Source organism: Eikenella sp. NML070372, from assembly GCF_001648415.1.
Lineage (GTDB): Bacteria > Pseudomonadota > Gammaproteobacteria > Burkholderiales > Neisseriaceae > Eikenella > Eikenella exigua.
In genome coordinates this window covers 38,597-58,353 of record NZ_LXSN01000005.1, presented here as the reverse complement: position 1 = coordinate 58,353, position 19,757 = coordinate 38,597, and the positions used below count along the sequence as shown (strand labels likewise).

25 protein-coding genes are annotated in these 19,757 nt (G+C 58.4%); all 25 read left to right on the top strand.

Annotated elements, in window-relative coordinates:
• Nucleotides 1-115 precede the first annotated feature (115 nt).
• The 25 genes from A7P97_RS07190 to A7P97_RS07080 all read left to right on the top strand — a co-directional run bounded on the left by A7P97_RS07190 (nt 116) and on the right by A7P97_RS07080 (nt 19,754).
• Nucleotides 116-2,680: a hypothetical protein gene (locus A7P97_RS07190; protein ID WP_067596340.1), complete on the top strand. Its 2,565-nt coding sequence runs from the start codon at nt 116-118 to the stop codon at nt 2,678-2,680.
• Between the two features lie 44 nt (nt 2,681-2,724).
• Nucleotides 2,725-3,162, top strand: a complete 438-nt coding sequence (locus A7P97_RS07185) for a hypothetical protein (RefSeq protein WP_067524146.1) — start codon at nt 2,725-2,727, stop codon at nt 3,160-3,162.
• The gene (locus A7P97_RS07180) at nt 3,159-3,764 is read left to right on the top strand and encodes a hypothetical protein (protein ID WP_067524144.1); all 606 of its coding nucleotides are present in this window, start codon (nt 3,159-3,161) and stop codon (nt 3,762-3,764) included. Before A7P97_RS07185 ends, A7P97_RS07180 begins: the two co-directional genes overlap by 4 nt.
• Complete coding sequence (locus A7P97_RS07175) at nt 3,764-4,246, top strand: hypothetical protein (protein WP_067440907.1); 483 nt, start codon at nt 3,764-3,766, stop codon at nt 4,244-4,246. The genes A7P97_RS07180 and A7P97_RS07175 overlap by 1 nt, the downstream gene beginning before the upstream one ends.
• Nucleotides 4,243-4,872: a hypothetical protein gene (locus A7P97_RS07170; RefSeq protein WP_067524142.1), complete on the top strand. Its 630-nt coding sequence runs from the start codon at nt 4,243-4,245 to the stop codon at nt 4,870-4,872. Before A7P97_RS07175 ends, A7P97_RS07170 begins: the two co-directional genes overlap by 4 nt.
• Entirely contained in the window at nt 4,872-5,042 is a 171-nt protein-coding gene (locus A7P97_RS09745) for a DUF2635 domain-containing protein (RefSeq protein WP_082887633.1), read from the top strand. Before A7P97_RS07170 ends, A7P97_RS09745 begins: the two co-directional genes overlap by 1 nt.
• 2 nt (nt 5,043-5,044) lie before the next feature.
• Complete coding sequence (locus tag A7P97_RS07165) at nt 5,045-6,541, top strand: phage tail sheath C-terminal domain-containing protein (protein WP_064084038.1); 1,497 nt, start codon at nt 5,045-5,047, stop codon at nt 6,539-6,541.
• Nucleotides 6,542-6,551: 10 nt separating this feature from the next.
• Nucleotides 6,552-6,905, top strand: coding sequence for a phage tail tube protein (locus A7P97_RS07160; RefSeq protein ID WP_064084039.1), 354 nt, complete (start codon nt 6,552-6,554; stop codon nt 6,903-6,905).
• A 107-nt stretch (nt 6,906-7,012) separates the two neighbouring features.
• Complete coding sequence (locus tag A7P97_RS07155) at nt 7,013-7,582, top strand: hypothetical protein (protein WP_067524140.1); 570 nt, start codon at nt 7,013-7,015, stop codon at nt 7,580-7,582.
• 138 nt (nt 7,583-7,720) lie between these two features.
• A complete protein-coding gene (locus tag A7P97_RS07150) occupies nt 7,721-8,014 on the top strand; it encodes a phage tail assembly protein (RefSeq protein WP_064087706.1) in 294 nt (97 codons plus the stop codon).
• 133 nt (nt 8,015-8,147) lie between these two features.
• Nucleotides 8,148-10,112 carry a phage tail tape measure protein gene (locus tag A7P97_RS07145; protein WP_067524138.1) on the top strand — a complete coding sequence of 655 codons (1,965 nt, stop codon included), beginning with the start codon at nt 8,148-8,150 and terminating at the stop codon, nt 10,110-10,112.
• Nucleotides 10,112-11,359, top strand: coding sequence for a DNA circularization protein (locus tag A7P97_RS07140; RefSeq protein ID WP_067524136.1), 1,248 nt, complete (start codon nt 10,112-10,114; stop codon nt 11,357-11,359). The genes A7P97_RS07145 and A7P97_RS07140 overlap by 1 nt, the downstream gene beginning before the upstream one ends.
• Nucleotides 11,349-12,464: a phage baseplate assembly protein gene (locus tag A7P97_RS10445; protein WP_067524134.1), complete on the top strand. Its 1,116-nt coding sequence runs from the start codon at nt 11,349-11,351 to the stop codon at nt 12,462-12,464. Before A7P97_RS07140 ends, A7P97_RS10445 begins: the two co-directional genes overlap by 11 nt.
• On the top strand, nt 12,415-12,984 hold the full coding sequence (locus tag A7P97_RS07130) for a phage baseplate assembly protein V (protein ID WP_067524132.1): 570 nt from the start codon (nt 12,415-12,417) through the stop codon (nt 12,982-12,984). The genes A7P97_RS10445 and A7P97_RS07130 overlap by 50 nt, the downstream gene beginning before the upstream one ends.
• The gene (locus A7P97_RS07125) at nt 12,981-13,370 is read left to right on the top strand and encodes a phage GP46 family protein (RefSeq protein ID WP_067524130.1); all 390 of its coding nucleotides are present in this window, start codon (nt 12,981-12,983) and stop codon (nt 13,368-13,370) included. Before A7P97_RS07130 ends, A7P97_RS07125 begins: the two co-directional genes overlap by 4 nt.
• Nucleotides 13,357-14,454: a baseplate J/gp47 family protein gene (locus A7P97_RS07120; protein ID WP_067524128.1), complete on the top strand. Its 1,098-nt coding sequence runs from the start codon at nt 13,357-13,359 to the stop codon at nt 14,452-14,454. The genes A7P97_RS07125 and A7P97_RS07120 overlap by 14 nt, the downstream gene beginning before the upstream one ends.
• Entirely contained in the window at nt 14,442-15,017 is a 576-nt protein-coding gene (locus A7P97_RS07115; protein WP_067524126.1) for a YmfQ family protein, read from the top strand. The genes A7P97_RS07120 and A7P97_RS07115 overlap by 13 nt, the downstream gene beginning before the upstream one ends.
• Before the next feature lie 4 nt (nt 15,018-15,021).
• On the top strand, nt 15,022-16,470 hold the full coding sequence (locus A7P97_RS10755) for a phage tail protein (RefSeq protein WP_067524123.1): 1,449 nt from the start codon (nt 15,022-15,024) through the stop codon (nt 16,468-16,470).
• Nucleotides 16,471-16,483: 13 nt separating this feature from the next.
• Nucleotides 16,484-17,119, top strand: a complete 636-nt coding sequence (locus A7P97_RS07105) for a DUF4376 domain-containing protein (RefSeq protein WP_067524121.1) — start codon at nt 16,484-16,486, stop codon at nt 17,117-17,119.
• A complete protein-coding gene (locus tag A7P97_RS07100; RefSeq protein WP_067524119.1) occupies nt 17,116-17,619 on the top strand; it encodes an enoyl-CoA hydratase in 504 nt (167 codons plus the stop codon). The genes A7P97_RS07105 and A7P97_RS07100 overlap by 4 nt, the downstream gene beginning before the upstream one ends.
• Before the next feature lies 1 nt (nt 17,620).
• Nucleotides 17,621-18,325 (top strand): hypothetical protein, encoded by a 705-nt coding sequence (locus tag A7P97_RS07095; RefSeq protein ID WP_067440863.1) that lies wholly within the window; start codon nt 17,621-17,623, stop codon nt 18,323-18,325.
• The gene (locus A7P97_RS10170; protein ID WP_156496230.1) at nt 18,322-18,564 is read left to right on the top strand and encodes a hypothetical protein; all 243 of its coding nucleotides are present in this window, start codon (nt 18,322-18,324) and stop codon (nt 18,562-18,564) included. Before A7P97_RS07095 ends, A7P97_RS10170 begins: the two co-directional genes overlap by 4 nt.
• On the top strand, nt 18,561-18,950 hold the full coding sequence (locus A7P97_RS07090; RefSeq protein ID WP_067440860.1) for a hypothetical protein: 390 nt from the start codon (nt 18,561-18,563) through the stop codon (nt 18,948-18,950). Before A7P97_RS10170 ends, A7P97_RS07090 begins: the two co-directional genes overlap by 4 nt.
• Nucleotides 18,938-19,201 (top strand): hypothetical protein, encoded by a 264-nt coding sequence (locus tag A7P97_RS07085; RefSeq protein WP_067440857.1) that lies wholly within the window; start codon nt 18,938-18,940, stop codon nt 19,199-19,201. Before A7P97_RS07090 ends, A7P97_RS07085 begins: the two co-directional genes overlap by 13 nt.
• Before the next feature lie 43 nt (nt 19,202-19,244).
• Nucleotides 19,245-19,754 (top strand): D-Ala-D-Ala carboxypeptidase family metallohydrolase, encoded by a 510-nt coding sequence (locus A7P97_RS07080; RefSeq protein WP_067440854.1) that lies wholly within the window; start codon nt 19,245-19,247, stop codon nt 19,752-19,754.
• Nucleotides 19,755-19,757: the final 3 nt, after the last annotated feature.

Sequence of the window (19,757 nt, the reverse complement as noted above, 5' to 3'; positions counted from 1 at the left end):
GTTATTCCGACATCTCCTTTTAGCGCCCTTTGGGGCGCTTTTCTTTTGCCAAAAATACCCCTGTTTTGTCATGCGCAAACAGCCTAACCTGCCATTATTGTCAGAGGGAGTTTCAATGAAACCGCGAATTTACCGCTTATCCGGAGAGAAACCGAGATGCCGCCGTGTGTTGTCTGCAGCGGCCACGCCGCCGCTGTCTGGCAAACAGACCTCATGGGTTACGATTACCCGCACCGGCTCGTTCACCGACCCGCGCTACGGGCTCTTTGAAATTACTTCGCCGATGCTGTTGAGCATGGTGAAGAACTTCGACGATCAGGTGGTGGGGCAGGAGATTTACATCGATGTGAATCATAAACCGGGCGACGGTGCTGCCGCCAAAATCCTAAAGTTGAGGGTGGAGGGCACGCGCCTGCGGGCACTGGCCGAATGGACCGATTACGGCCTGAAGGCGGTGCGGGAGCGTGGTTTCACCTATCTTTCCGCCGAATTTGCGGATAACTGGCAAGATAACGAGGGCGGTGCGTTTCACGGCCCGACTTTACTGGGTGCTGGATTGACGGTACGGCCTGTCATTAAGCGCCTAGATCCGATCACGCTGTCGTGCGAATCCGGCGGCGATACCCTAATTCTGGCCGAGCTGGCCGACGATTTGATGAAAAAAGCGAGAGCGAACATGGATAAATTAGAAGAATTTTTGAAAAAACTGGCCGAATCCGGCTATTCCGCCAACGTACAGGCACAAGTGAAAAAACTGGCCGAGGCGGCGGTGGACGAAAATACCGGCGAGGAAAAGGCCGCAGCAGTGATTGCCGAACTGGAAGGCATGGCGAAAACCCTGGCTGCCGCCGAAGACGAGGGCAAAAAAGCAGCCGCCCCGGCCGCGGCTGCCACTCCCGCCGCTCCGACTGCTGCTCCGGCACAGGCCGCCGCTCCGGCGAAAACCTTGAGTGAAGACGAACTGGAGGCGCTGGTGGCGAAAAAGCTGGCGGAAGCTGAGCAGGCTAAAGCGCGGCAGGCACAGGCACGCGAAGCCAACGAAAAACTGCTGGCGGAAGAAATCAGCAAGGCCGAAGGCCTGTCTGACGAGCTGAAAAAAGAATTGGCCGAAGGCGCAAAAGCGCTGCTGTCCGACCATGCCACCGAAGCACAGGTGAAGCAGCTGGCGCAGCACCAAATCAATATGGGCAACCGCATGGCAGCGACTTCCGCGCTGGCCGCAATGGGCTACAACGTGGCCGGCTCGCCGCACATTACTGTGCCGGACGAAGGGGCAAAACAATTGAGCCAGATTTATCAGGACAAGCTGAAGCAGTCCACGCTTTCAGGCAGCCTGAATTTCACCGACCAAGACAGCCCGTTTGCCCAGAAGGTGCTGTCCGAATTCGACCGCATCTTTGCCCGCGAGCTGAATGCCGAGCGCAAACTGCTGGCCGGCGGCGAAATGGATATGAACCGCAGCCAGCTGCCATACGGTGTGCAGCGCGAGGTAATCCGCCAGTCGCTGCATGACCTGAACGTGCTGCAGCTGGTGCAGACGCTGACCGATTTCAGCGCCCAGCAGACCACGCAAATCCCTTTCGAGGAGCGCGATTTGGCGCCGGTGTACAACGACGGCATGGTGTTTGAAGGCCAGCCGATCCCCTTTGCCGGCGTGAGCCAAAAAATGGATTTGGCCTACATCAACCAAATGAAACTGGCGCTGTCGGTAACTAACGAGGTGGTGCATTTCACCCGCGCATCCGTTATCAACTGGGACGCACTGGGTCGCAACATCGAAACCAATGCCCGCATTCTGCGTGAGCTGGTGGCCCGCCGCCTGATCAACGAAATCCAGCGCGCCAGTGACAGCTACGCCGCGATTGCGATTACCGATGAGGCGGTTACGCCGAACGCCACCAGCGGTATTTTCAAAACCGCGAAATTCCCGGTGGTGCGCCCACATCAGAGCCTGACCCTGCAGGGCGCGGCCGTGGGCGCAGCGGAAAATCCGATCACCATCAAGATTGGCGCCACCGTAGCGAAACCCTACGACGGTACCAATGCCCAACCTGCCGGCGACTACTTCCGCATCGTGGACTTGAACCAGGGTATTTTCCAGCTGGTGAACCAACTGGGTGCACCTAAGGCAGGCGCTACCGGCGTGAAAATCTCCTACAGCCAAGCCACCAACATCGTGCTGTTCAACTTGGATGTGGCCAGTGGTAACACGCTGGAGAAACACCTGAACGGCCTGCTGCGCGAAGTGGGTGCGGCCAAGGCAAACATGAGCGGCCAGCGTTACGAACATGTGGACTACCTGCTGATGAGCCCGGTGTTGAACGACACCATCAGCAATGCCGAGCAGTTTGTAGTGAGTTTGAAACGCAACGGCTCTGATACCACCGGCGGCGGCGATCTGATGAAGATTAAGGACATTCCCGCCTACTCGACCAATGCGCCGCATACCGATATGGGCGACGGCCGCATCATTATGGGCGTGCGCGGCAATACCAGCTACACGGTGGCCAAGCCGTTCAGCACCGGCGATCTGTTCGAGATCACCAATGCGCAAGGCCAGCCGCTGGGCAAGAAAGTGGCCTATGGCGAAGAGTACAACGCCATCCACACGCCGAAGCCGGTACGCCACCGCAGCATTTCGGTGGTGGTATACAGCAAAACCAGCCGCGACGCGATTTAAAACCCAAGGCCCGCCCCATACCGGGGCGGGTATAAGGATGAAGCATGAAACAACTTCCCTATTACAACGACCAGCCGCACGCTGTTTTTGTGGGTGCGGTAATGATCCCGCCGGGGCATACCCGCCTGGTGGACGCAGCCTTACTACCACAACCGGAAGCCGACCCCGCCCCACCCTCGCAGCCTGCCGACCCCTTGGTGGAACTGTTGAAAGGCAATGTGGCGCAGGTGGTGGATGCTATACCCGGCTTAAGCATCGAGGATCTGACCCGGCTCGGCGATTTGGAACAGACCGGTGCCCAGCGCAAAGGCGTGTTGGGCGCGATTGCAGCACGCCTGCTGGATGAATCGAGCCAGCAGCAGGACGGTGGTTTGCAGCAGCCCAACCAGCCGCCGGCCGTTGAAGAGGCGCCTAAGCAGGATGCTGAAAAAGATAGTGAACATCCCGAACAGGATGCCAAACAAGAACAGGTTGCCGAATGACTACACTCACCGCCGCCGCGGAACGGCTGACCAGCTCCATGCTGGACAGCAAGCGTATGTTTAAGGACGAGGATTATCCCCGCCTACTGCGTACCGCGCTGGCCGCATTGAATGCGGTGCGGCCGTTGCACAAGGTGGAGGTGTTGGAGTTGGCGGCGTGGCAGGCGTTGTATCCCTGCCCTGAAGACCTGAACTCGGTGTTTGCCTGCTGGTGGGGGCGCAGTTACAAGGCCCACACTGCAATCTGGGCGGACGACTACCCGGGGAGGCTGCCGGAATGGCGGGTACTACCCGGCGCCCAAGGACGGTTGCTGCAGGCACAACCGGCACCGAGTGCCCGGCAAATTCAGATATTAGGCAACCGCTGCGAGCTGGAATATTGTGCCGACCATGTATTAACCGATACCGCCTGCACACTGGATTCGGAACTACTGGATTTGCTGCATCTGCGCGCGCAAGCCGAAGCCATGCGCGATCTGGCCATGCGTAATGCCACTACCTCCTACCAGCTGCGCGAAGGTATCGGCAGTGTGCCGAAGAATGGCACGCCGGCCTACCTGTATCAGGAACTGTTGGCGGAATTCGAACGGCGGGTGCTGTGATGAGGATGCATTACCGCATTAACGACGCCCATGTGCTGGCCGCACTGCAGCAAGCGCCGGCAGCGATGGAGCGCCACCTGCAACGCGGGTTGGATGCAGCCGGACTGCAGATGGTGCAGACTGCCAGGCAGAAGCTTCGACAAAACGACAGCCTCGCACTTTCCACGCTGATTCAGGCAATCACGGTTGAGAAAACCGGCACGCTGGAGCGGGAAGTGCTGCCAGGTACCGATTACGCTATCCATCTGGAGAAAGGCACCCGCGCCGGTTACCGCCCGGCACCTGCGCCGCTGCTGGCTTGGCTGAGAACCCGTCGGGCGGCGGAGCCGGAACGGGCGGTTTTCAGGCTGCAAAAGCATATCCAGCGCCACGGCACCAAGGCCCATCCGTTTTGGCAGCCGGCTTTTGAGGATGCGGCGCCGCGGATGGTGCAAATTATCCGTGATGAAGTACGGCGCGGTGTGCGGGAGGTATTGGGATGAATATTTTTCAGGCCGAAATCGACCGCTTGAAAAGCGGGATTGCCGAAGCGCTGCCGGGCATAATCGTGCGCGGCTCGCTGATTGACCACGAATCCTTACGCCGCGACGAGCTGCAAAACGGGGTGATCACGGTGCTGTTGGAGCGGATTGAGAACGATGGCGACTGGCGCAGCAAGCTGCGGCTGCTGATTACCGGCCAGCTGGAAGTGCCGGGACGTCCGGGCGATGTGGAAGAGCAGGCGGCATTGGGTGCGGTAATCGAGAAAGCAGAAATCGCCTTGTATGCCCGGCTACGCGCTTATCTACGCAACACCGGCGGGCTGCCGCATATCGAGGCGCGCGAGGTGCAGTTTTCGGCGCAGAGCAAACCGCCGTTCGGTTGGTTTCTGTTGCGGGCGGATTACGGACCGTTGAACGAAGCTTGCCTGGATTGGGATTTCGGCGGCGGCGATGTGCCGGAAGCGATGTATCCGCCGCAGGTTGAGCAGGCCATCAGCCGGCTCTCCGGCGTGGATGTGAAAATTGATATTGAGCCGCACGAAAGCGCGGTCGAGCATCATAAGTGGTTGGATGGCGACGAATCAACCAGCCAGCCAGATGTGAAAACAAATGTGGAGCTGAAGTGATGGAACAGAAATATTTAAAACCGAAAGACGGGCTGTTGGTTCGGCTGGAAGACGGTATGGGCTATGTGGACGCGGAAGGCCAATTGTTGCCTCTAACGGCCTATTACCGCCGCCGTCTGTCCGACGGGGATTTGATTGAGGTAACTGAAGCGAAAGCGAAAGGCAAATAAAAATGGCTGATAATATTGTATTTGATACGATTCCTTCCGATACCCCGCTTGGCGGGATCTTCTTGGAAATCGATCCCTCCCGTGCATTGGAAGGGCCCGTGGCAGTAGAGCGTAAAGTGTTATTGATGGGGCAAAAACTGGATAGCGGCACCACCCCGCTGCTCACGCCACGCCGCATCACCAGCGCACAGGATGCGGAGGTACAGTTCGGACGCGGTTCAATGCTGCACCGCATGGCGTTGGGTATGCAGGCTGTGTTTGATGAAGTTGGCTTTTTGGATGTGTCCGCCATCGCGCTCGAAGATACTGGCGTGGCCGCCAGCGCCACCATTACCGTGGCCGGCCAGGCGATTGAAAGCCGGGTATTGAACCTGTATATCGCCGGCGAGCAGGTGCAGGTGGTGGTGGCCAGTGGCGAGGATGCCGCCGCCATCGCAAAAAAAATCAATACAGTGCTGGCCGCCCGTACCGACCTGCCCGTCAGCAGCGCGGTGGAAGACAAAGTGGTTACGCTGACGGCGCGCAATAAAGGCGAAACCGGCAACGGCATGGAAGTGGCGTGGCAGTATTTCGACGACGACCGCCTGCCGCGCGGCATCACCGTCACTATTTCCGGGGGCAGCAACGGCGTGGGGGCGTTGGCCGGCGGCAGCGGCGCGCCGGATGTGGCCGCCGCGCTGGCGGCGGTGGACGAGCAATGGTTCTATACCATCATCAGCCCTTATACCGACCAGAACAACCTTGCCAAAATTGAAGCCGACATGAATGGGCGCTGGGGCGGTATGAACATGAAGACAGGCCATGTGTTCAACGCGTTAAACGGCACCCATGCCGAGCTGACTACCTTCGGCAACAAGCGCAACAGTGCGCACGGCAGCGGCTGGGGCTTGAAAGGCTGCCCGACTTGGGCGCCGGTACGCGCCACCTGCTTCGGACTGACCTGCCAATACTACGGCAACCAAGACCCGGCCCTGCCGCTGAAGGCGGTGAAGGTGCCCGGGGTGCGTGCACCGCGCCTGCAAGACCGTTTCAATTACGGCGAGCGCACCTTGCTGGTGCGAGACGGTATTTCCACCACCACGGTAAACGCGGCCGGCGAAGTGTATTTAGAGCGGGTGGTTACCTACTACCAGCAGAATGCGCTGGGCTTGGACGATACCAGCCTGAGCAGTTTGGAAGCGAAGTGGACGGTGGATTACTACCGTTATCAGGTGCGCGCCCGCATCGCCCTGCGCTTCCCGCGCCACAAGTTGGTGAACGACGGCACCAATATCGGACCGGGGCAGAAATTTGTAACCCCGCAGATGATCAGCGACGAAATCACCGCGCTGGAGCGTGATTTGGAAGAAATGGGTATCGTGGAAGATGTGGATACCAGCAAGAAAAACCGACTGGTATTGCGCAGCAAAACCGACCCGGACCGTGTGAACGCAGTGCTGCCGCCGAATTTGGTGAACCAGTTCCGCACCTTCGCTGCGGTTGTGCAATATCGTTTATAAGGAATAAGTTATGAGTAATGTAACCGGATTATGCTATGTGCGCGTGAACGGCCAGCGCCTACAATCGAAAGAAGGCGCCACCCTGAAACCGGGCGGCCCGGTGGCCGAGATGGTGACCGCGGTCACCGGGGTAGTGGGCGCGGCCACAAAAGAATTGCAGGCTGCCGAAATTAAAGCCAAAATCGTACACACCGGCGATTTGGACATCACCGCCGTGCAGCGTTGGCGCAATTTTACCGCCACCTTCGAAACCGACAGCGGCCAGCGTTACCTGATCCGCAATGCTTCGGTGGTGGATGCGGTAGAGCTTTCCGGCCACGAAGTGGACGTAACCATCGGCGGGCAGGAAGCCGAGCGCGTATAGATTTCCCTCCTGTGTGTGTTGTGTGTGAAGCAAGCAGCCGCCCCGCGTGGGCGGCTTTATTGTGCACGGGTATAATGACTTCGCTTTTCGTTATTTATGGAGCAATTATGCTGAAGACTTATTCTGTTTTAATGCTCGCTGTTTTCCTGTCTGCCTGCGGCGGGCAAGACACATCGGCAGTTGAGCAGCCCGCTGTGGCTTCTCACGCTTCATCCGAGATCAGGCCGCCGGAAACAGCGTTTGAATTCACCACTGATAAACTTAACTCGGATGAGCTGACTGTTGGATTGCCAGTCAATAAGCCTACGGTTGATAAAAGCGGGGATGGGTTTAAACGCCGCCGCTGGCAAATTATAGGAATGGACGAGAGCAATATGTTGGAGGCGGTTGGGGATAATCAGCAAGATGTGCGCGTTTTATCCGGGCATTGTATGGAATACTCTACCGACGGGAATTCTGCTGGGTGGGCACCTGACGGGCGATGTGTCGAAATTTTTAATGGGATAGTGGGTAAGCTAGTCGCTTCAAACGAAGATGTACCCGGCTTGTTGATGGAGCGGGCCGGGCTCTACCCATATATTCCGCAAGCGCCAATGGCCGTCATCGACCGCGGTTCTATTTCTATTGATGTGGATAACCAAGGATATTTTTCTATCCGAAACCGAGCGGCTCATTAACGTTTATCTATCCTGTGCATAACGCCCTGCGGGGGCGTTTTCTTTTGCCCAAAATGCCCCTGTTTTGTCATGGCAGGCTACCTGAAAATGTAGCCTGCCATTGATGTATTTCCCTTTATGACAACACAGGAGATTCTTATGCGTACCCAACTTGTAACCTTAAAACTTGGATTCAAAGTCAACGAGCAGCGGCTGAAGGATGTGGTGCTGCGCGAACCGACGGTGGCGGACTATATCGCCGCGGAAGTGAACGCGCCGGTGTATCGGCAGTATGCCTTCAAGGTGGCGCTGATTTCGCGCCTGATCGAAAAGCTGGAAGGATTCGACGGCGAAGTGACGATGGGCATGATGAAAGAGTTGAAACCGGTCGATGTGGCACGGCTCTCTGATGCCCTTACCCAGCTGGAGGAGGGCGACGAGGGGGAAGAATAAGCGGGCGGCCGAAAAACTTCTGGCGCTGCGTGTTCCTCATCGCCATGAAGACCGGCTGGCGCGAGCAGGATATTTTGAACCTGCCGGTAGCCCGCTTCCAGTTTTATATCGAAATCTTAACCGGGAAAGATAAATGAGCAGGGAAGAGTTGAAAGTAGTCATCGGCGCGGATGCGCAAGGCTACCTGCGCGGCATGAATACAGCCGCTGCAGGCACGCGCCGCTTCTCTGCCGGCATCCGCGGCGAATTCGAGCGGGTGAAGGGCACACTGGGCAGCCTGAAAGGGATATTGGCCGGTATCGGCGTTACCGTGGGCGGTATCAAGCTGGCGGTAGATACCGCTCAATTCGAGCGCGATATGCGCCGCCTACAGGTAAACCTCGGCGCCAGCCGCGCGGAAATGGAATCGTGGCGCAGCGAAGCCTACGACAATCAAAAACGCTACGGCACACTACTCACCGACCAGAAAGAGTTGGCAGAAAGCCTGCAGGCTGCAGGGTTGGACATCACCGCCATCCGCGGTGCGGCCGAGCCGGTATCCAAAACATTACAGGTAGCCAAAACCAATGCCGACCAACTGGGTAAGGCACTGGGTGTGGCGCGTGAGCAGTTCGGCATTGACATTACCGACAAGGCGGCGGTGGAAGGGCTGTTGGATAGGATGGTGGTGGCCGGGCGCTTGGGTAATGCCGAGCTGGAAAACCTGCCGGATATCTTCGCCCGCGTGGGCGGCCGCGCCAAGGATGCCAACTTTACGCTGGATCAGACCTTGGCATTGACTGAGGCATTGTCGCAATCCGAACCGCAGGCCGAACGCCTAGCGACCTTGGTGGATAGCACTCTGCGAATCTTTACCAACGGTAAATATATTCAGCAGGCGGAAAAAGCCACTGGCGTGAGCTTCTTCGATGCCAAAGGCGCACGGCGCGACCCGTTGGCCGTTATCCGCGACATGAAAACGGCCTATGACAAGCTGACCACCGATGCACAGCGCAACCAGTTCATCACGTCCGCTTTCGGCAAGATGGACTTAGACACCCAGCGCGGTCTGCGCAAGGCGATGGATGACGGCACATTAGACAAAATCGACGAGTTCAACCGCCAGCTACGCAACGCTACCGGCACAGTAGACCGCGACCTCGGCACGGCAATGGACAATGCCGTGACCCAAGCCAACCGCCTGAAAGGCGCGTTCCATGAAGCAATCGAAGACGGCGTGATGCGGCCGTTGGATAACGCATTCACCAACGTGGTCGGCTTCATGATGGATTCGAAAGAACAGGGCGGCTTGGGTTTGAGTGGGGAATCGATGCTGAAAATCGGCGGTGGTGCCTTATCGGCCGCATTGCTGGGCGGAATGGCTATCAGGTTGACGCGCGGCCTGCGTGGTGGTGGCGGCCTGCTCGGGATCGGCGGTAATTTGGCTACCGCTAAAGCGATGGAGCATGCGGCCGGGGTGCAGCCGGTATTTGTGGTGAATATGCCGGGTGGCGGTTTTGGTGGCGGCGCACTACCCGGGTTGGGTGGCTTGGGTGGTTTGGGTGGCGAAGCGGCCGGGGCCGCCGGTGCGCTGGGTAAATTCGCCCAGGCGGCCAACATCGCCGCCGCGGCGGTAACCGCATTCAGCGCAGGTTGGGCGGTCGGCACGGCAGCCCGCGAAACCTATCTGCAAACCGAAACCGGGCAGAAGTTCGATAGTGCGGTGGGGCAGACGGTAGCAACGGTACTGTCTTGGTTTGGGAATGAGGATGCCCAGTATGCGCGTGAACATAGCGATGAGAACGTGATCGGCGAATTGGTGGCGCGTTTTCAGGCATGGCACGGCAATAAAGAGGCAATCGAGGCACTGGAAATCAACCGGCAGATGGAGGCCGAGCGGCAGCGTAGCCAGGCGGTGCTGGACGGCACATCACAGCAGGCCGCGGAAGCGGTGAAAGCATCCGGGGATGCTGCCGCACAGAGCATCTCGGCGGCGAAAATAGGTGGGGAAATTAAGGTGATGGTGAGTGCGCCGGCCACCCTGAACGTATCCACCACGGCAGTCGGTACGCCGCAGACCAAGTTGAATGTGGGCCGAACCAATACAGGAGCGCAGTAATGGCGTTACGTGAAGCATCGTTTAAGGGCGTACCGTTTAAGGTAGACGAAACGGAAGGCCAATTCGGGCGGCGCAATGTGCTGCACCAGTATCCGTATCGGGATTTGCCGTTCGCCGAAGACTTGGGACGCGAGGTGCGACGCTTCTCTGTGCATGCCTTTGTGCTGACGCAGCCCGAATATGACGCGCTGGTGGATGCGCTGGAAAGCGAAGGACCCGGCACGCTGATTCATCCGTGGTATGGCAGCGTGTTTGTGCAGCACGACGGGCAGCAGTCGGTAACTTATCCGCGTGCTGAGGGCGGGCGGTTTGATTTCCGGCTGTCGTTTGTGGAGGCGGGCGAAAACAACGAGCCGGACGTGCAGGAAGACGCCGGCGGCCTGCTATCCGGCTTGGTAGATGATGCGCTATCACAGGTAGGGATGAAGTTTGAAGCGGAATGGCTGCGCGATATCGACGGTTGGCTGGACGTGGCGGCTCAGCGGGCAGACGAGCTGATGAAAGGGTTTGAATATTACCTGACGCCGCTCGAGCGCGGTTTGGCGGGGGTAGAGAGGCTGACTTCCGGCGGCCGTGGTTTGTTGGCTAAGCCGATAGAGCTGTATTACCGCGTAGCCGGACTGATCCGTAAGATTGCCGCCCCGTTCCAGCGGGATACAGGCAGCTCATGGCAGGCAGACAAAAGCCAGAGTGCGGGTAATTTGGCCGAGATGCCGGCTTTCCAGGTAACCAGCCGCCCGGATAGAGACCGGGCAATGCTGGATACGCTGCGCGGGCGCGAGCCACAAATTAGCGCGCGACCGCAGTGGACACTGCCCTATTCCCCGCGCAACCAAACGGACTTGCCGCCGATGCCGCCCAGCTTGGCTGATGCAGTACGCCGCACGTTGGTGTTGGAACAGGCGCGCGGCATTGGTAGTCATGATTACGCCAGCCAAAGCGAATTGCTGTCTGATCGCGACCTAGCCCTCTCCGCACTGCATAACGAAATGCAGCAGGCCAGCGGGCGGCTGTTCCGCGCGCTGGATGCGGTGCAGGCACAAGTGGTACGCACCGCCCAGGCAAGGCTACCCACTATCCGCGAGCTGGCGGTGGTAGAAACACTGGATAACCTGCCTGCACTACTGGTGGCATACCGTGTCAACGGCAGCATTGAGGCGTATGAAGACGTCGTGGCGCGCAACCATGTGCGCCACCCGCTGTTTGTGCCAGCGGGTCGGGTCGAGGTGCTACGCGATGGCGAATAAATGTGAGTTATGGGTCAATAACCAGATTTTTGGCGGCTGGACGGAGATATCCATCCAGCGCGGCATCGAGCAGATGAGCGGCAGTTTTAGTTTAACGGTTACCGAGCGATGGCCCGGGCAGTTGGAGGTACGTCCGATTCAAACTGGCGACAGCTGCGTGGTGAAAATTGACGGGGTGGCGGTGGTGACCGGTTATGTGAACCGCACGCGGCAGGGCTACAGTGCCACCGATACATGGTTTTCGGTGGAAGGACGGGATAAAACTGCCGACCTGACCGACTGCTCGGCCATCCATAAAAGTGGGCAATGGAAAAGCGCCAGCCTGAAACAAATTGCCGCCGACCTGTGCCGGCCGTTCGGGATTGAAGTGTTTATCGGCGCGCGCGGCGAGAAAGCGGCAAACGAAACCATTGCCAGCTTCGCGCTGGAAGACAGCGAAACGGTGCAGGATGCGCTGCAACGCCTGCTGCGTATGAAAGCGCTGATGATGTGGACCAACGGCAGCGGATGCCTGGTTATCGACCTGCCCGACCAAACGCCGGCCGGAACGGCGCTAGTGGAAGGGCAGAACATCCTGAGCGCGGAGAGCACGCAGGATGAGAGCGAGCAATACAGCGAATACATCGTGAAATCGCAAGGGCGCGGCAAGCACGACGGCAAAGGCAACGCTACCGATGCCACAGTGAAGCGCTACCGGCCGCTGCTGATTCTAGCGGAAGACCAAAGCCAGAGCCCGGCGGCGCGCGCCAAGCACGAAGCCACTATGCGCGAAGGCAAGGCAGACCGTGCGGAAATAACCGTGCAGAGCTGGCGGCAGGCCGGCGACCAGGGCGACTTATGGCTCCCCGGCCTGCGCGTGCAGGTGCAGGCGGCGCGCATCCATAAAGACAACGAGGAGATGGTGATCTCCGAAATCGAATACATCCTGAACGACCAGGAAGGCACGATTGCCAAACTGCAGCTGGCCGACCCAAATGCTTACGACCAGCTGGCCGAACAACCGAGACAAAAACAAGGCCGCGGCCACGGTAAGCGCCGCGGTAGAAGGAAGCGCAATGAATCCCCTGCAAAAAATCCGGCTGCTGGTAGCGCGCGGCGTACTTAACCTGCTGCGCACCAGCGGCCTGCAGATGATGCAGATCAGCCTGCTGGAAGGCGAAACCCGCGATGAGGTGGAGCGGGTGCAGAACTACGGCCACAGCGGCCATCCGCCCGCCGGTTCCACCTTGGTGGCGGTGGCGGTGGGCGGCAGCCGCGACCACATGATCGTTGTGGCCTGCGAGCATCCGCAGTATTCGCCGACTTTGAAATCCGGCGAGAGCGCGATGTATGCCCAATTCGGGCAGCTGTTCAAGATGGACGAGCAAGGCAACGTAACGCTGAAATGCAAGGATTTTTCCATCGAGGCCAGCGGCAATGTTTCTACGCAGGCTGCCGGAAACGTTGAGCAGAAGGCTGGCGGCGAGCTGAATATGAGCGCTACGGCAGGCAGCCATATGGAAGGCGGTTTTAATGTGGACACCGTAACCGCGGATTCGGTGAGCGCCGACGGCGTGAAACTGGAAGACCATGCCCACAGCGGCGTGCAGAGCGGCGGAGATAACACCGGAGGACCGGTTAAATGACAAAACTGGTACTGGATTTGAACCTGGGCATCCCGTTTAATCAGCTGGAAGACGAATTAGTTTGTGCGGTGGTGCTGAGCTTGTTTTGCGATGCACGCGGCATTGAAGCCGACGGCAGCCCGGGGCGCGGATGGTGGGGTGACAGCCTCGCCGAAAACGACCGCTGGGGCAGCCGCCTGTGGGAGCTGCAGCGCAGTAAGGAAATCCACGAAACCCTACGGTTGGCGGAGGACTACGCCAGAACTGCCCTGGCCTGGCTGACGCAGGACGGCGTAGCCCGCCGCGTATCCATCACCGCATATACCCCACGACCTACCGTACTTGGACTACAGGTAAAAATCGACGATACCACGCTGAATTTGGAAGTGCGCCATGCCCTACGATAAAGAAAGCCTGCCTGAATTAAATCGACGGCTGGAAACCGAGCTGCCGCGCGCCAACGCTTCACCGGCGCTGCGCCGCAACCTGTTCACCCCGTTTGCGCGGGCGCTGGCCGCAGCGGTGCACGGCATCCACGAGCATATCGACTGGCGCACCCGCCAGATGTTCCCGCAAACCTGCGATGACGATGTGCTGGAAAACCTGCACGTTGGGTTATGGCTGCAAGGCAGCAAACGCCGTGCGGCCGTGCCTGCGGTGGGCAGGGTGGTGGTGCGCGGCGCGGGCGGGATCGAAATCCCGCAAGGCACCCTGTTCAACCGCAGTGATTCGGTGCAGTTTGCCGTGGTGGAGGGGGTGATTACCGATAGCGGCGGCAGTACCACGCTGCGGGTGTGCGCCACCCAGCCCGGTGCAGCCGGCAATACCGACAACGGCGCCATGTTGCGTTTCGCCAACCCGATAGCCGGCATTGAGAACACTGCCACCGTTGCTTATTTAAGCGGCGGCTCGGACATCGAGAGCCTGCCCGAGCTCCGCCGCAGGGTGGTGGAAAGCCGCAACCTCGGCGGACAGGTGGGCAAATTAGCCGATTGGATACGCTGGGCGAAGGAAGTTCCCGGCATCACCCGTGTGTGGCCGGCGCCAAAATTGAGCGGGCTGGGCACGGTAACCGTGTATGTGGTGCGCGACCACGACAGCAACATCTTCCCCGATGCCGCCGAACTGGCCGAAGTGCAGAAGCATTTGGAGCACAGTGCGCTGCCGAACGGCGAAATCCATGTGGTATCACCACTGCCCAAGCCGGTGAATTTCAAAATCAAGATTACACCGGATACGCCGGAAGTGCGGGCGGCGGTGAAAGTGGAATTGAGCCGAGTGTTGGATGCCAACGCTTCCCCTGTGGCTTATGACGCGGCCGGCGATTTGGAACTGCCGGCACGTGGCCACGCCATCCCGCGCAGCCACCTCACGCAGGCCATATCCAACGCAGCCGGCGAATACGACCACCAGCTGCTACTGCCCGCCGGCGATATCACGCCGGCAGTAGGAGAGTTGGTTAGTTTGGGGCAAATCGAATGGGCTACCTGAACGCATTAGGCAAATTGCTGCCGCCCGGCATCGCGCTCGACCCACAGGCAGATGAACCGGCTGAGCTGCTACAAAAAACCGCCCGCGAACTGGAGGCGGTGGACGATTTAGATACCACGCTCTGGCAGGAGATTGATCCTAGGTTGGCTACGCTGCTGTTGGTGGAATACGAACACAGCCTGAACCTGCCCGACCGCTGCACGGTAGGCATCCAATCCGTCGCCGAACGGCGGCAGGCGGTTTACAACAAATTGGTGGATACCGGCGGCGCAAGACGTACCCGCTATTTAGCGATTCTGGAGAGATTGGGACAGAGTGAAGCTCAAATAGAACGGTTCACTCTGCACACCTGCGAGAGTGACTGTGAATTTGCGGTATTCGACCACCCCGACTGGCTGTTTACTTGGTCGATATCGCTCAAGGCCGACAAGCAATATATCGAAGCCACCTGTCAGAGCCACTGCGAAGAGCCGCTGGCTACTTGGGGGAATACGCATATCGAGTGCGTACTGAACCGAGAAAAACAGGCGCATACCCAACTGATTTTCAAATACATAGGATGAGACCATGAAACGGGCAGACCTAGAAAAGCGCGCCCAGCGCGACAAATTCGGCGCGGGCAAACACGGATTCCAAAGCGGCAACCCTGCAGGCGGCCTGCTGCCAACCATTCCCGGGGCGGCGTGGTTCGACCACACGCAGGAAGAGATTTGCGCGGTAATCGAGGCGGCCGGGCTGACGGTAGACCCGAGCCAGTACAACCAAATGCTGACCGCATTACGCAAAATCATCGACGAGCAAGCCGGCGGCAAAGGCCTGCCCGTTGGCGCGGTAATCGGCTTTCCGCGCGCGATTACCAGCCAAGAAGGCTTTTTAAAGGCCGACGGCAGCACCTTTGCCCAGGCCACCTATCCCGACCTGTACCGCGTATTGGGCGGCAACAAGCTGCCCAACCTCACGCGCTCCGACATCGGCATGACCGCCTATTTCCCGTTTGGCGACATCCCGGACGGCTGGATTAAATACGACGAGATTGCCACTAGAGTTACCCAGTCCGCCTATCCAGAGCTCTACCGCAAACTGGTGGCGCAATACGGCAGCATTGCCAACGTCAAGCCGGTAGATGATTACTTTGTGCGCAACGTGGGCAGCAGCGGCCAAATCGGCCAGCAATACCCGTGGACAGTAGGCGACCATCATCATGTTTTGGGGCTTGTGGCCTACGGCAACGACGACCTGCTGCTCAAACGCCTGCCGGTGGATAAGTATTACCCCAATCAAATCAAAGCGGGCGACCCGATGTTTGTCATCTACGGACAACTGGGCGGCGGCGAGGGCAAAAACAACGGCACAGATATGTTTGGGCAGGAGCATGTGCAGGCCGGCAGCGGCAAATACCACCAAAAACACGCTGTCCCCATCACTTACGACCACGCCTACACCGACCAATACACGCCCCAGCCCTATTATCAGGACAACACGCCGAAATACATCGGCATGGTGCTGTGCATCAAGGCCAAAGACAGCCTAGATGATGTGGTGATGTGGATTAAGGCTTACGGCAAAGTAACCAATGCCGGAGCGCTGGATGCCTCCACGCTGGCCGCACAGTTGCAGGACAAGGCCGACAGAAACCATACCCACCGCGCCGCCGAAATCAGCGACTTGGGCGAAGCGGTTAAGCAGCAGCTCGCCGCCGCCATGCCGCACCAAGCCAGCACCAACGGCTACACCAAACAGGCCAACGGCCTCATCGACCAATGGGGCGAGGTGTTGACGGGCTGGCAGGGAGAAGGGCCGGTGAAAGTGGTGTTTCCGATTGCGTTTACCTCCGAGTGCTACAACGTGCAAATCACCGTCAAAAGCAGCGGCCGGTCGGGCTCGGTGGGCACTGACTTAACCATCGGCGCGGGAGAGATAACGGCCACCGGCTTTAGCGCCATGCTTAACACATGGGCTCAAGGTGCGGCGGCCAATGATTTCCAGGGCTTTTTATGGCGTGCCATCGGCAAATAACGGGAGATAACTCATGACACTGTATTACTCACAATCCACCGGCGGTTTTTACGACGACCAAATACACAGCAGGCTACCTGAAGATGCGGTGGCGATTAGCGCCGAGCAGCACGCCGCACTGCTGGCGGGGCAGTCTGGCGGACAAGTGATTATGCCGGGCAAAGACGGCAAGCCGGTGCTGGCAGAGCAGCCGCCCTGCCCATCCAGCACTTGGGACGGCGAGCAGTGGCACATCGACCCCGAGTGCGCCGCCCGGCTTAAGGCCGAGCAGCAGGCGGAAATGTGGGAGCGCATCAAGATCAAACGCCACGAAAACCTACGCGGCGGGGTGTACATTAAATCCGTTGATAAGTGGTTCCACAACAACGACGAGAGCCGCCAGCAGTACACCTTTATGCGCACCCTGAAAACACTACCCGAAAACCTGTCTTGGAAAACGATGGACAACAGCTTTGTCATCATGACCAAGGAGTTGCTGGACGAGTTATCTATTAAGTTGCTGCTAGACGAGCAGGCCGACTATAAAAATGCTGAGCGCCACAAAGCGGTGATGGAGCAGGCTGAACACCCACTCGAATATGATTACAGCGGAGGCTGGACGCAGACTTTTGAGCAGGCGGCCGCCGAATTGGAAGAGGCTGCCAAATGAACACGCAACCGATTTATTTGGCTTTATACCGCGGGCGCAGAGACGGTTCGTGGTACCACCCAAAAGTGGCCGCCGCCCGCCTTTGCGATTGGCTGATCCGCACGCTCACCAAAAGCCTATACAGCCATTGCGAATTGGCCGTTAGGCTGTCTGAAAAAAATGAAACCGGTGCAGTGCAATACGCCTGCTACTCGTCCAGTATCCGCGACGGCGGCGTGCGCACCAAACCCATGCCGCTGCCGGCGGATAAATGGGACTTAATCCCTGTTCTCCAAAGTAACGCTTATACGGACACGCTCAAGCACTACGCCGCCACGCACGGGCAGCGCTACGACTGGCTGGGTGCCGTTGGCGTGATTACCCACTGGCGTGACGACCAACACAAATGGTTTTGCAGCGAGTGGTGCGCGGCAGCTTTGGGGTTGGCTGAACCCGAGCACTACAGCCCGGCCGCGCTGGCCGGATACCTACGGGCGGCGCTGCCTGAAAACGGAGAATGAAATGCCGGAACAGGATAAATACCAAACCATTGTCGATTTCCTCAAGCAGGTCGGTTTTCGGCGCGGTTTGCTGTTGTTTCTCGCCGGGGTCACGGTGTTGATACTGTGGAAAGCCGACCCCATCGCGCTGATCGACCGGTTCAGCCAGAAAAACGCCGGAGTAGTTATCGAGGGAGTGCACAAGGATGGGTTGACTACCCCTTATGTGCAAACGCCGAACGGGTTTGTAGAGGATAAAGCCGCCGAGCACGCGGCGGATGGAGTGGCAATGGAGAACGTACAAGCCATTTTGGGCTACAAGTTCGTGCCGAGCAGCAACCCCTACGAATATCAGGGGCGTTTATTAGTGTTCGCGAAGACCAAGCAGGACGAGCAGCGCATGGTGTCAGAAATCGGGCTGTCGTGGCTGCCGATTTTGAGCGGCAAGGCCACGGTCGAGCGCATCCTCGCTGGGCAGCCCAACGTGTCGGTGTGGCAGCCGGAGAAGCAGGGTTTTTACTTTGCCGACGGCACGGCGGATGAAACCCCTAGCCTGAATACCGACCTGCTGGCGCACGGCTACGGCGTGCGGCGGGTATACCGCTACCCGGTCAAAAAAGGCGGGCGCGTGGCGGGGTATCTCGCCGTGTATGCGGAGGGGGAATTGGACGCGGCGACGCGGGCGCAGTTGGAGACCGCTGCCGCGAGACTGGGAGCGTATCTATGAAAGGTTTATTAACGGGGTTTGGTAGCGAAGCTGCCAGTTTATCTAAGGTTGTGATGTTTTCAGGACATCTGGTCTGTAGTTGCATTATTGGTTGGCAGGCTTATACCAACAACCTGCATTTTGATTTCTTCCTAGCTTACATCTGCGCCAGCTACGGCGCGAACAGCACCAACAAAGCTCTGAGTATATTGAGTAAACGTCCTGCCATATCGCCGCCCGAACAAGGAGGTGAAGCATGAGACGGGGACTCCCTAAACGCTACATCGCCAGCATTGTGATTTGTGGCACGTTAGCCGGATTTACCGGCTATTCGTGGTATGGTTTTGCCGACGCACTGGCGTCGAAAAACGCCGAATTGGCGGCCTTGGTATCCGAGCGGGACGAATTATTAAAAATTATGGTGGCGCAGGATGGGTTGATACAGAGCCAGACCAAGGCACTGCAAAACGCCAAACTGGATAATGCCGGCAGTCAGGCGGAAATCCTAGCCCACACGCGACAGTTGGCGCAGATGCGGGCAGAGCTGGCTGCCAAACACCCGTCCACCGCTTACCGGTCGCCTGAAAAAGTCGGCCGAGCCACCGCTAACAACGTGAGGAGGATAAACCGATTATGGCAAAAGTAATCCTGACTGCTGCATTGTTGTGGCTGTCAGCCTGCACCAATCTCGCCGGCTACCCGACCGTGTGCAGCCAACCAAAACCCAAAACCGATACCCCTCGGCTGGCGGCGGCACAAATCAGAGCCGGTACCAGCCAAGACAGGGCGTTGGAACTGCTGACCCAATCGCTGCACACCGCCACCGTATACGCTAAGAGGCTGGAGGAGTTTGCTGACAGCTGCCGCGATAATCCCGCCTTCAAGGCGCGCCGCTAGACGGCAAAATTTCAGGTTGCCTGGAAATTAGAAAGGAAACGAAATGACACCGGAAACCAAAATCACAGTGCACTTTACCTACCGCGAACTTACCAATAGCGCGACCGGTAGGCGCTTAGGCTTAAGCAATACACCAAACGAGCAAGAGCTGGCAAACATCAAAAAGACTGCCGAGCGCCTAGAAAAAATCCGTGCTTGGCTGGGCAAGAAATACGGGCGCGAAGTGGGGATTTATGTGCTGTCCTGCTACCGCAGCGAAGCCGTGAACCGTGCCGTCGGCGGCTCGAAAACCTCCGCCCACCGTTTCGGCAGTGCGGCGGATATTGATGCATCCGGCATCAGCAACCTGCAACTGGCGAAAGACATTATCCAAATGCGCGACGAGGGCGCGATTGCCTTCGACCAATTGATTTACGAGTTCCCGGAACGCGGCGAGGCAGGCTGGATACATTTCGGCTGCCGCCACCATTCGGCAGAGCGCAATCAGATTCTGACTGCCACCAAGCGCGGCAATAACGGCAAAACCCGCTATCTGCCTGGGCTACATCCTTAAAGG